The organism is Polaromonas sp. P1_E1_2 (genome assembly GCF_056406035.1).
Genome location: NZ_JBFUAZ010000060.1, coordinates 1 through 11,951 on the forward strand (window position 1 = coordinate 1; position 11,951 = coordinate 11,951).

Annotated in this window: 11 protein-coding genes; 4 read left to right on the forward strand and 7 right to left on the reverse strand. The window is 63.5% G+C overall.

Going from position 1 to position 11,951, the window contains the following annotated elements; translation table 11 throughout:
* Nucleotides 1-145: 145 nt before the first annotated feature.
* Nucleotides 146-1,258, reverse strand: a complete 1,113-nt coding sequence (locus tag AC1D1P_RS05355) for an ABC transporter substrate-binding protein (protein ID WP_477670376.1) — start codon at nt 1,256-1,258, stop codon at nt 146-148.
* A 298-nt stretch (nt 1,259-1,556) separates the two neighbouring features.
* Nucleotides 1,557-1,979 carry a hotdog fold thioesterase gene (locus AC1D1P_RS05360; RefSeq protein ID WP_477670375.1) on the reverse strand — a complete coding sequence of 141 codons (423 nt, stop codon included), beginning with the start codon at nt 1,977-1,979 and terminating at the stop codon, nt 1,557-1,559.
* 194 nt (nt 1,980-2,173) lie between these two features.
* On the opposite strand from AC1D1P_RS05360, the gene AC1D1P_RS05365 reads away from it, so the two are divergent.
* From AC1D1P_RS05365 to AC1D1P_RS05375, 3 genes are all read left to right on the forward strand, one after another.
* Nucleotides 2,174-3,481 carry a hypothetical protein gene (locus AC1D1P_RS05365; protein ID WP_477672308.1) on the forward strand — a complete coding sequence of 436 codons (1,308 nt, stop codon included), beginning with the start codon at nt 2,174-2,176 and terminating at the stop codon, nt 3,479-3,481.
* A gap of 191 nt (nt 3,482-3,672) precedes the next feature.
* A complete protein-coding gene (locus tag AC1D1P_RS05370) occupies nt 3,673-4,023 on the forward strand; it encodes a hypothetical protein (protein ID WP_477670373.1) in 351 nt (116 codons plus the stop codon).
* Between the two features lie 242 nt (nt 4,024-4,265).
* On the forward strand, nt 4,266-5,417 hold the full coding sequence (locus AC1D1P_RS05375) for an ABC transporter substrate-binding protein (protein WP_477670372.1): 1,152 nt from the start codon (nt 4,266-4,268) through the stop codon (nt 5,415-5,417).
* A 151-nt stretch (nt 5,418-5,568) separates the two neighbouring features.
* Here AC1D1P_RS05375 and AC1D1P_RS05380 read toward each other — a convergent pair whose 3' ends face one another.
* From AC1D1P_RS05380 to AC1D1P_RS05400, 5 genes are all read right to left on the reverse strand, one after another.
* Nucleotides 5,569-6,855 (reverse strand): solute carrier family 23 protein, encoded by a 1,287-nt coding sequence (locus tag AC1D1P_RS05380; protein WP_457281830.1) that lies wholly within the window; start codon nt 6,853-6,855, stop codon nt 5,569-5,571.
* A gap of 85 nt (nt 6,856-6,940) precedes the next feature.
* Nucleotides 6,941-7,825 (reverse strand): alpha/beta hydrolase, encoded by an 885-nt coding sequence (locus AC1D1P_RS05385; protein ID WP_477672309.1) that lies wholly within the window; start codon nt 7,823-7,825, stop codon nt 6,941-6,943.
* A 226-nt stretch (nt 7,826-8,051) separates the two neighbouring features.
* The gene (locus AC1D1P_RS05390) at nt 8,052-8,672 is read right to left on the reverse strand and encodes a TetR/AcrR family transcriptional regulator (protein WP_477672310.1); all 621 of its coding nucleotides are present in this window, start codon (nt 8,670-8,672) and stop codon (nt 8,052-8,054) included.
* A 75-nt stretch (nt 8,673-8,747) separates the two neighbouring features.
* Nucleotides 8,748-9,140, reverse strand: coding sequence for a RidA family protein (locus tag AC1D1P_RS05395; protein WP_477670368.1), 393 nt, complete (start codon nt 9,138-9,140; stop codon nt 8,748-8,750).
* A 106-nt stretch (nt 9,141-9,246) separates the two neighbouring features.
* Nucleotides 9,247-9,690, reverse strand: coding sequence for a ribonuclease HI family protein (locus tag AC1D1P_RS05400; RefSeq protein WP_477670367.1), 444 nt, complete (start codon nt 9,688-9,690; stop codon nt 9,247-9,249).
* A gap of 138 nt (nt 9,691-9,828) precedes the next feature.
* Between AC1D1P_RS05400 and AC1D1P_RS05405 the strand changes: the two genes are divergently transcribed.
* Nucleotides 9,829-11,951 (forward strand): acetoacetate--CoA ligase (locus tag AC1D1P_RS05405; protein WP_477672311.1); only part of this gene is annotated, 2,123 nt, incomplete at its 3' end.

Genomic DNA, 11,951 nt, shown 5'->3' on the forward strand with positions numbered 1-11,951 from the left:
TCGTGGAGCTGATGGCGCAGCTGGTCCAGGTCCAGCGTCGATGGCTCCAGSGCACTTTCATGCGGCCGGCTGTGCAGCGACTTCATCCATGCCATGGCRGTCTTCTCATGTGGAGGGCCTCGATGCAGCTGGACGTCAGCGCATGTCAACGCACGAAGCGGCCCTCGAGGCTCACGATGGAGAGGTCCGCGAAGTCCAGCCCCGTGTGGTCGTCGGGGCTGAAGCTCACCTCCAGCCCGCCCAGGTCGAAGCGTTTCATGCCTTCCAGGGCCGCCTGCAGCGTCTCCCGCGTCGGGTTCTTGCCCGCGCGCCGCAGGCCCTCCACCAGCACCTTGGCAGCGGCATAGCCTTCCAGCATGGCCGGCGACAGCGCTATCCCCTTGGCTTTGGCCAGGTCGTTGGCTTCCTGCACCATCGTGTAGGCATAGGAGCGCTCCGCCGGGTAGACCTGCGTGACGATGACGCCGCGTGAATACTCCCCCAGCGCCTTGATGAAGCCCGCCGATGCGTTGTTGGACAAGGTGACCACGCGCACGGACGACTTGGCGGCGCGCAGGGCCCGCACCCCATCCGCCACGGCGTTGCTCGAGCCGATCCAGAGCACGGCTTGCGCATCGCTTGCCAGAATGGGTGGAACAAGCTGGTTGTAGTCGGGCTTGCTGCGGTCCGCTTTCAGGATATTGGTGGGCTTCAGCTTCGCCTGCGTAAAGCCCTTGTTGGCTCCCTCCAGCCCGTCACGGCCGAAGGAGTCGTCCGCATGCACCACAGCGATACGCTGGATGCCCAGCGTGTGCAGGTGCTCGATGGCCTTCTCGGCCTCGCGCTGGTAGGTTGCGCGCACATTGAAGACATAGCGGTTGACCGGCTGGTGCAGGATCATCGCGCCCGTGGAGGGGCCGACCAGCGGCATATGGTTGGCTAACAGTACGGGCAACACGGCTTCGGTGGGGGGCGTGCCGCGCGTCAGGAACAAGGCGACGGCGCCGCGCTCGGCCAGCTTTTGCGCGTTCTCGCCGGCGAGCTTGGGGTCGAACTTGTCGTCCAGTGACACCAGCTCCAGTTGCCGGCCTGCGATCCCGCCCCGGGCGTTCACCGCATCCAGCCACAGGCGCGCACCTTCGGTGTTTTCCTTGACGCCCGCGGCCACGGGACCCGTGAAACCGGCTGTCTGGCCGATCAAAATCTGTGCGTGTCCTGCGCCGCACAGGACGGCTGCCAGCAGCGCTGTGGCCCATCGACTTACATTACTTGTGTCCATTTGTTAGCTTTCAACCTAGTTGTGGCGAACAATACGGACGGGGCAACATAAGATCAAATACGATTCAGAGCACGCCTTAAGATAAAAAAAATATGGAGTTGGCGTTGACCGACAAGACCCGGATGTGGCTTGTAGCGCGGCTTTCCGGGCGAAAACCCGGTGAAAAGCCTGAAAAGCGTCGCTGACCACGACCGCGATAGTGCACCAGGTTCAGGCCCACTGCATGACTAATATCTGGCGCAGAGAAATTGTTGCTATTCGTAACGAAGCCGTTACAGCCATCAATGGCAATGCGCCATCACCCCGGCCGCAGCATCGCCATCGTGATGCGCGAGACACAGGTCAGTTCGCCCGCGTCATTGGTGAGCTCGATCTGCCACACCTGCGTACTGCGTCCAATGTGCACGGGCCGCGTGGTACCGGTGACCCAGCCGCTGGTGACGCCCTTGAGGTGATTGGCATTGATGTCCAGCCCGACAGCGCGGTGCCCTTCGGGTGCCGCAAAGGCCGCGCCGCAAGAGCCCAGGGTCTCCGCCAGCACCACCGATACGCCGCCATGCAGCAAGCCATAGGGTTGTACCGTGCGGCGGTCCACCGGCACGCGGGCGCGGATGAAGTCGTCACCCACCTCCAGGAATTCGATGCCCAGATGGGTGACCGCACTGTCGGCGTTGTGGTGCGTGAGCAGTTCGACGGAGATGGGCTGTTTCCAGATGCGCATGAAGGTTCTCACAGGGCTGATACCCCTCACTATAAGGTTGCGGCCTACAGCGCTTGGGCACCTTGTCGCGTAGGCTGCAGCGGCGGCCGGGCTTAAGCTGGCCGTATGAGACACACGGACCACACGCACACGGACTGCACGGACTACATGAACCTGGATTACCGGAACCKGGGCTGCCCGGCTCCATCGGTCCGATGACACGTTCGAACAAATGGCTGGCAGGGCTGCTGGGTGTCGCACTGGCCCTCGGCTTGCTGTGGTTTGCCGCACTTCGGCTGTTGCCGAGTGACGAGGAACTCGCGCAGCGCGCCGCCACCGAGCTGGAGGCGCAATTGGGCGTCAAGGTCCGTGTCGGTGCATTGCACTGGCGTTTGCTGCCTTCGCCGGCGGTGGTGATTGAAGAGGCCCGCACGGAACAGCCCCAGCCGATCCTTATTAAAAAACTCACCGTCTACCCGGACCTCTTCGCCCTGTGGCAACGCCGCGTGAAAATTGACCGTGCCGACCTGGAAGGCGCCGTGGTGCCCCAGCTGTCGCTGCGCGGGCTGGGGAAACAGCGAGAAAAAAAAGACGAGATGGCCGGCGATGAACTGCCGCTGGCGCGTTTTGTGTTTCGCGACGTGACCTGGATCTCGCGGCGCGGCATCTCTGTAGTGTATGACGGCGAGGTTGATTTCGACCCCGCGTGGCGCCCGCGCAAGGCCGTGCTGAGGCGTCCCAATGTCGAGCCCACCACCCAGCTGAGCCTGGCACGTCAGGGCCAGGAAGACCGCTGGGACACACGCATCCGCGTGGGCGGCGGCACGGCCGATGGGGAAGTCCGGCTCGAGTTTCGTGCCAACGGGCGCATGCATCTCGAAGGCACCCTGCAGCCCCGCGATATCGAAGTTGAAAGCGCGTTGGCTGCTTTCAATCGCCGGTCTGTCGTTGCAGGCAAAGCGTCGGGTGAAACCACGCTCTCGGCCAATGGCGACACGGTGGCCGAGCTGGCGCAGTCGTTGCACACCAAAACCCCCTTTACGGTGGGCAAGTCCACGCTGCTGCGCTTTGACCTGGAAAAGGCCGTGCGCACGGCCGGCAAGGAACACGCCGGCCAGACACCGCTGGACACCATCACGGGCCAGCTCGACACGCAGAACACGCCCGAGGGCATGGTGGTGACCTACACCGGCGTGAAGGCCAGTTCGGGCGTGCTCACAGCATCGGGTGAGGCCAAAATCGCCAACCGGCAGATTGCGGGCGAGTTTGCCGTTGACCTGGTGGACGGCATTGTGGGCATCCCGCTGACAGTCAGCGGCCCGCTCGACAACGTCAAATTTTCCGTGTCGGGCGGTGCCATTGCGGGCGCTGTGGTGGGCACCGCGGTACTGCCGGGTGTTGGCACGGCCATTGGGGCCCGCATCGGCTCCACGCTGGGCAAGATTTTCAGCCCGGGCCCGGCGCAGCCTGCCAGTGCGGCGCGCAGCGGCAAGGCGCCTGCCGCACCGTCCAAATCGCGCTGAGGGCCCGATCCATCAACGGCGCCCAGTGGGTCTGGTTGCCGTCAATACCCCCATCCGATGCTGAGCTTCTGGCCCTCTGAATTTGCCACAGGTGGTTAAAATCCCGCTGAAGCAGCGCAAGCCAACACCATCATTTTTGCGGATACCCCACGTTTCAACGACCCGCATCAACCGACCATAAGGCCATCGATATGCCACAGCAGCAGTCTGCCGCTTCCAACACCGCATCGACTCCCCTGGAGCGCGCGCTTGGGCAAAACGAGGCCGTCAAGGACACCGTGGAGCAATCGGCCGCCGAGCTGATGGTGATCAACACGGTGCTCAAACAGGAACTCCCGCCGCACGTGCAGGCCGGCGAAGTGGCCCAGGCCCTGCAGAAAACCGACGCCCTCGAAACCCGCATCCAGGAATCCGCGGAAGACCTCGCGCAGGTCAATGAAACCCTGGAACAGGAAATCGGCGAGCGTGCCGACCTGGAACGCGAACTCGCCAGAACCAAAGCAGCCCTTGCCAGGGCTACCGGCCAACCCCAGGCCAAGTAAGTAACCCCCGGCGAAACCGGCTTAGCCGGCGACAAGCCGGGCCATGCCCCGGCCATTTCACAGTTGCCTGCGTGCTGTCATCAATTGGTAAGGGTTTACCCCTAGAATCATTTAACCTTAAATGATTTGCTCTGCCATTTTGGCGCGCTGCTGTGCGCCGGTTGGCGGGCGGTTTTACCCCGCAAGGTCACTCGGCCTTGTCTTTTGGCCTTCACGGCTACCCCACCTTTTGGAGATTTGCGATGCTTCGCCGCCGCTTCCTTTCGTTTGCCCCTCAAATGGCTGCCCTTGCCGCCGCTCCCGCTTTCATTCGCAATGCCTATGCCCAGGAGGGTCTGACGGCCAAGGCCATCACCATCGGCAGCACCGGTGCGACCAGCGGTCCGCTGGCCAGTGTGGGCGCCGAGCTCAAGCTGGGCGTGGACGCAGCCATGGGCCAGATCAACGCCAAGGGTGGCGTGAACGGCCGTATGCTGCAGTTCCAGATGCTGGACGATGCCTATGTGCCGCAGCGCAGCGCCGACAACGTCAGGAAGATGATCGGCGACGGCAGCATTTTTGCGCTGATGTCCTGCGTCGGCACGCCCAACAACGCCGCCATCGTGCCGGTGATTGAAGAGTCCAACCTGCCTTACGTCGGGCCGCGTTCGGGTGCGTCCTCGCTGCGCAAGCCCGGCATGCGCAACGTGTTCCATGTGCGCGCCAGCTTCACCGACGAAACCCAGCGCCTGGTGCAAAGAATCGTGAGCATGGGCATCAAGGACCTGGCCGTCGTCTACCTGGACAACGACTACGGCAAGGAGGTGGTGCTCGATGTCAACCGCGCGCTGCAGGTGCAGGGCGCCAAGGTCGCCGCGCCGGTGGCGCTGGCCGTCGACGGCAAGAACCTCAACGAGGTCGTGAACCAGGTCGTCGCGGGCAAACCCGGCGCCGTGCTGCTTGGCACCGCCGGTTCGGCATCCGTCGGCCTCATTACCGCGCTGAAGAAAGCGTCACCGATGCTGCCTGTCGCAGGCCTGAGCGTGACGTTGTCGGGCGACGGCATCAAGGCCCTGGGCGCGGCCGGTTCCGGCCTGGCGCTGACCATGGTGTTCCCTGACCCATACCGCGCCAAGCTGCAGGTGGTGCGTGACTACCAGGCCGCCATGCGCGCCATCGGCCAGCAGGAGTTCTCGCTCGGCAGCCTGGAGAGTTATATCAACACCCACGTGATGGCCGAGGGCCTGGAGCGCGCCGGCCGCGATGTGACGCGCGGCAAACTGCGCACCGCGCTGGCCGGCCTGCAGAAGTTCGACCTCGGCGGTTTCAGTGTCGACTATGCCGCGCCGCCGTTCGCGGGTTCGAAATTTGTCGAACTGGGCGTGCTCGGCGCAGGTGGACGTTTCCTGGGCTGATGGACCATTGATCCTGGCTGGCAGCGCCTGTTGCCGCCAGCCAGAAAAAACCCCCGGTTGTTGGGTCAGCGGGGGCTTTTGGCATTAAAAAGAAGCTAAAGCCCAATCAGGGCATGCGCAAGCAGCTATCAAATAGATAGCGATTCGTTGATCAGGGTTTGCGGCTCAGCAAGGCGTACAGCAGGATCGCACCAAAGGTCGCGGTGCCGATGCCGCCCAGTGCGAACTGGCCGAACTTCAGCGTGAAGTCACCGGTGCCGAGCACCAGCGTGATGGCGGCAACAATCAAATTGCGGTTGTCTGAAAAGTCCACCTTGTTGTCCACCCAGATCTTGGCGCCGGCCACGGCAATGAGGCCGAACACCACGATGCTCACGCCGCCCATCACCGGCAGCGGAATCGCCTGGATCAGCGCGCCGAACTTGGGGCTGAAGCCCAGCACCACGGCGATCAGCGCCGCCACCACGAAGACGGCGGTGGAATAGATCTTGGTCGCCGCCATCACGCCGATGTTTTCGGCATAGGTCGTTACGCCTGTGCCACCCGCGCTACCCGATACGATGGTCGCCACGCCGTCGCCGATGAAGGCGCGGCCCATGTAGACGTCCAGGTTCTTGCCGGTCATGGCCGTCACCGCCTTGATGTGGCCGAGGTTTTCCGCCACCAGAATGATGGCGACGGGCGCAATCAGCAGCATGGCATTGGCGCTGAACACCGGTGCCGTGAAGCCCGGCAGGCCGACCCAGGCGGCATTGGCGATGCCCGACAGGTCCATCGGCTTGCCAAGGCCCAGTCCGTTGGTCAGCACCGCATAAATCACGCTCGCCACGATCAGGCCGACCAGGATCAGCAGCCGCTGCACCATGCCGCGCGTCATCACGGCTACCAGGGCCACGCTCACAAACGTCACCACCTGCATCCATGAATCGAAATTGCCGGCAGCCATGTTCTTGATGGGAATGCTGGCCAGGTTCAGGCCGATCACCGCCACCACGGCGCCGGTGACCACGGGCGGCATGAAACGTTCTATCCAGCCGGTGCCGATGGACTGCACGATGAAGCCGATCAGCGTGTACACCACGCCGCAGGCGATGATGCCGCCCAGCGCCACGCCCAGGTTGGCATTCGGCCCTTTGCCGGCATAGGCCGTGGCCGCAATCACCACACCGATGAAGGCAAAACTCGAACCGAGGTAGCTGGGCACCTTGCCGCCGGTGATGACGAAGAAGATCAGTGTGCCGATGCCGCTCATCAGGATGGCGATGTTGGGGTCAAACCCCATGAGGATGGGTGCCAGCACCGTGGCGCCGAACATCGCGATCACGTGCTGCACGCCCATCACCGCGGTCTGTGGCCACGGCAGGCGCTCGTCGGGCCCGATGACGCCGCCTTGCTGCAGTACCGCGCTGCTTTTTTCTGTCCAGTCCAGCATTCCCATCATGTCTCCTCTTTATAAAAGTGAGGCAATGCTAGGGGGAATGCGCGCGCCGCACAAGGGCGGGCACGCTGGAGAGGTACCTGGCTCAGGCCAGGAAAGCGGCAACCTGGCGCAGCACCTCATCGTCCTTGAGGATTTTGCGGTGGCCCAGGCCTTCGGTGGCCACCAGGCGCGCGCCGGCAATCGCCTCGCTGTAAGCCACGCCGTCGGCAAAGCGGTTGATGCTGTCCTGCCGGTCATGCACCACCAGCGTGGGCAGGGCGATGCGCGGGCCGACCATCGCCGGCTCGAACTGCGGCATCAAAATGCCTTCGCGCGCCTCGATGCGCCGCTGCATGGCCGCGCGCGTGGATTCGCGCAGGCCGAATACGTGGGCGAACAGCCGCGTGTATTCCAGCGGCGAGGCAGGTGGTGCGAGCAGCACCAGCCGGCCGGCCGCCAGCCCGCGGCTGGCTGCATAAGCGCCGGCGTTCGCCGACAGCGAATGCGCCACCACCGCGCGCAGCGTATGGCCCTGCTGCTGCAGCCGTGCGGTCACGTACTCGAGCACACGCGCGAACTGAGGCAGGTTTGTGACCGAGCCGCTGCTGCGCCCGTGCGCCGGCATTTCAAGAATGACCGGCCGCAGGCCTTGCGCACCCAAGACCTCCGCCAGCGCCAGCATCTGCCCGGCGTGTCCGCCCCAGCCGTGCACCAATAGCACCACCGGGCCGGCAGGTGCGACGGGGCGGCTGTACATCGTCACGCTGGCATCTTCAAAAGGCCATTGCTCAATGTGCCAGTCGGGGCTCCACTTTCTGCGACGGCTCACCCACTTGGGCGGTAGCGGTGTGCCGAACAAGCGGTAAGCCGCCCGCACAGCCAGCGCGGGCCAGAGCTGCTGCGAAGCGCCCAGCCCCCAGCRGAAAATGCGTGTCAGGGGGCTGGCGTTGTAAAAGGCTGCGGTGGCCTGGAGCGATGTGCGTGTCATGGTCTGCTGTCTCCGCGGTTTTCAGTACCAGACCCAGTCTTCATTGCTGCGCGGCAGTGTGCGCAGCGAAGCCTGCACCGCCATCACGGCGCGAACGCCAAAATAAATGCCAAAGCCAATGATCAGGATCAACATGATTTCCTCATTTCTCCGCACGATCGTGCGAAATTAAAACTTGCCAACACATCGAAAATGGCATGGCTGCCCTTTCCGCCCCGTTTGTCTCTTATTTTTTGGTGACTGCCTCGGTCTGGTAGCTCTTGATCAGGCGCTCCCAGGCTGCCTGGGCCCGTTCAGCCGCGCGTGCATCGCGTAGAAAACGGGCATCGTGAAACATCCCCATGGCAATGCTGCTGATTTCCATGACCAGCTGCTCCGCATCGGTGTCGGTCTTCAGTTGACCGGCCTCCATGGCCTGCAGTACGGTGCGCCGCAACGAGGCGCGCCAGCGGGTGACCTCGCCGAGCAGCAGGTCGCGCAACTCGCCTTCGCGGTCGTCCAGCTCAAAGGCGCCCGCAGTGTAAATACAGCCCGACTTGGCCTCGACATCGCGCGTGCGCACAATCCAGCGCTGCACAATCGTCTCCAGCCGCGGCAAACCCTTGGGCTGCTGCATGGCGGGCACAAACACATCGGCAATAAAGCGCCGGCCGAACTCTTCAATCACGGCTTTCTGCAAAGCCTCGCGTGAGCCGATGCGCGAAAACACGCCGCTCTTGGAGATGCCGATGCGGTCTGCCACAGCCTGCAAGGTGATGGCCTCCAGACCTTCCGCCGCAGCCAGGTCGATGCCTGCGCCGATGATGGCGGCGCGGGTCATTTCGCTTTTCTGGGTTTTGGCGTCCATGCAGCGAATATTAGCACGATTGTGCGAAAGTGCAACTCCCTCATCGTGTCACGGTTTTCGGGCCTTCCGCGCGCGCTAGCAGGCGGCGATGCAATCCATCTCAATGTCAAAGTGCCCTGGCCATGCCGGCACGCAGATGAAAATCCGGGCCGGTGGATCCTGGGGGAAGTAGCGGGCGTAAATGGCATTGACCGTTGCAAACTTCTCGACCGAGGTGCAATAGACGTTGCATTTGAGCACCTGGCCCAGCGATGAACCTGCTGTTTCCAGGCAGAGCTTCATTTGCTCCAACACCAGTTCGGTCTGGCGTTCCACAGATGCGTGGACAACTTCACCCGTGGCGGGGTCGAACGGCGGCAAGCCGGCCACATAGACCGTATCGCCATGACGCGTGACGACAGAGGTGGGCGCCTTCCATCGCTGCAGCCAGGTGGAAAGGGGTTCGACGCGAATAATCTCTTTGGCCATGCGTTGCTCCTGGGCGGGTGTACGGGGTGATGCGGGTACATCCACATATATACGCGGCTACGGCACTTCGTTGCTTCGTGCGGGAACGAAGCATTCACACGTGCAGCTAACGACGGCGCCTGGCCGCTGGAGCGGGGCCTTTAGGCATCAGCCCCACCGCCGCCCGGGCCAGGGCATCGGCTTCCTGGTTGCGGTGGCGTGGTATCCACACCAGCCGCGCCGACTCGAAAGACCGCAGCACGGCGCGCACCTCGTCGAACAGCGGAACCAGGCGCAGGAAGGGTTCAGTGGCGGTTCCCGCCAGCTGCTGCACCACCACGCTGTTGTCGCAGTGGATCAACAATTGGGTAGCACCCTGCCGCCTGGCGTATTGCATGGCCGCCATCAGCGCGCGCAGCTCCGCTTCGTTGTTGCAGCCCCGGCCTTCCGCGGTAATAGACAGCGGATGCCGGGTCCCGTCAGGCGCCATGACAAGCGCGCCCAGACCCATGCGGCCGGGGTTCGGCACGGCGCTGCCGTCGCAGTAGATGACCCAGGGCTCGCTGTTCAATGAATACTTTCAGGCGGACAGATGCGCGGCACAGGCGGCCCCATGGGAGACGGCCCGATTAAGCAGAGCCAATCAATATAAGTCATGCCGGGGATACCACCCGGTCGCATTCGCCGCTCTTGGTTTATGGTTGCGTTCATGTTCCAGATACGCAAGTACCAAAACTGGCTGCAGGCTACGCGCGGCCTGTCATTCGACAACTATGACGCGCTGTGGCGCTGGTCGGTCACCGACCTCGACGCCTTCTGGCAAAGCATCTGGGACTACTTCGAACTGCAGTCGCCCACTGCGCACACGGCCGTGCTGGGCCGGCGCAGCATGCCGGGAGCCGAGTGGTTTCCCGGTGCGCAGGGCAACTACGCGCAGCAGGTGTTCCGCCACACGGCCGCGGCCGACGCGGCGGGCGTGCCTGCCATCGTCAGCCACGGTGAAGGCAGCCTGGCGAACGGCGAAGCAGCGCGCGAACTGGGCTGGGCCGAGATGCGCCGGCAGTCGGCGTCGCTGGCCCTGCACCTGAAGGCGCAGGGCGTACAGCCCGGCGACCGCGTGGCCGCCTATCTGCCCAACACGCCCGAGACCATGGTCGCCTTCCTCGCGACGGTCAGCATAGGCGCCGTGTGGAGTGTGTGCGCGCCCGACATGGGCACGCCCGCTGTGCTGGACCGTTTTCGCCAGATTGAGCCCAAGGTGCTGATCGCCTGCAACGGCGTGCACTACGGCGGCAAGGACATCGACCGCCGCAGCGTGGTGGCCGAGCTGGCCGCCGCGCTGCCAAGCGCCACGCACGTGATCCTTCACGAGGTGCTGCCCGGCAATTCAAATGCTATTGATTTGATAGCTGATTGCGCACACCTGCAAAGCGCCACAGCCCGAAACGATGCACAAACAGCGGCCTTCGAGCCACTCTGGCTGCCGTTTGACCATCCATTGTGGATCGTCTATTCCAGCGGCACCACCGGCCTGCCCAAACCCATCGTCCACGGCCATGGTGGCGTGGCCTTGGTGGGGCTGGCGCTGCTGCGCCTGCACAACGACCTGGCACCCAGTTATGCCGACCCGGCCAATCCGGAACGCTTTCACTGGTACAGCTCCACCGGCTGGATCATGTGGAACGTGCAGGCCGCCAGCCTGCTYAACGGYACSACCTGYTGCATCTACGACGGCAACCCGGCGGGCACGAACAAGGACAAGCCCGACTGGACCACACTGTGGCGCTTTGTCGCCAACACGCGTGCTACTTTCTTTGGTGCGGGTGCGGCCTTCTTTGCCAACTGCATGAAGGCGGGGATTGACATYGCGCAGTGTGGTGACCTGGGCCGGCTTCGTACGCTGGGCACAACTGGATCACCGCTCAGCGAAGACACGCAGCGATGGGGTACCGCGCAGTTCGCAAAGCTACGTGATCGGGAAAACCGGACACGCCTGGCCGCCGGGCCGCCCCAAGGCCAGGCAGCCCCAATTTCAGGGGAAAGGGGCAGCGTAACGCCGGAGGTACACGAAGTGAAAAGCGTGGGGGCACCAATCTGGTGGTGCAATATCTCCGGCGGGACTGATTTCGCCGGTGCGTTTATAGGCGGCAACCGCGAACTGCCCGTGGTTCCCGGCGAAATGCAATGCCGCATCCTCGGCTGCGCGGTCGAGGCCTGGAACGACAAGGGCGAGTCCGTTGTCGATGAAGTCGGTGAGCTGGTCTGCACGCAGCCGCTGCCGTCCATGCCGCTGTACTTCGTTGGCGACAAGGACAACCAACGCTACCTCGCGAGCTACTTCGACACCTACCCCGGCGTGTGGCGGCATGGCGACTGGCTCAAGGTTACGCCCTCGGGCAGCTGCATCATCTATGGCCGCAGCGATGCCACTATCAACCGCCACGGCCTGCGCATGGGCACCAGCGAGCTCTACAGCGCGATTGAGGCGCTGCCCGAAGTGCTGGACTCCATGGTGGTCGACCTCGAATACCTGAGTCGCGAAAGCTATATGCCGCTCTTTGTGGTGCTGCGGCCTGGCCATGTGCTTGACGAAGCGATGAAGGTGCGCCTGAACCAGGCCGTCAAGACGGCGTTGTCGCCGCGCTTTGTGCCCAATGAGATTTTTGTCGTGCCTGAAATCCCACGCACGCTATCCGGCAAGAAGCAGGAGCTGCCGATCAAGAAACTGCTGCTGGGCCAGCCGTTGGAGAAAGTCGTCAACAAAGACGCCATGGCCAACCCGGGCAGCCTGGACTGGTATGTGGCCTTCGCGCAAAGCCGGCGGGTGGAGAC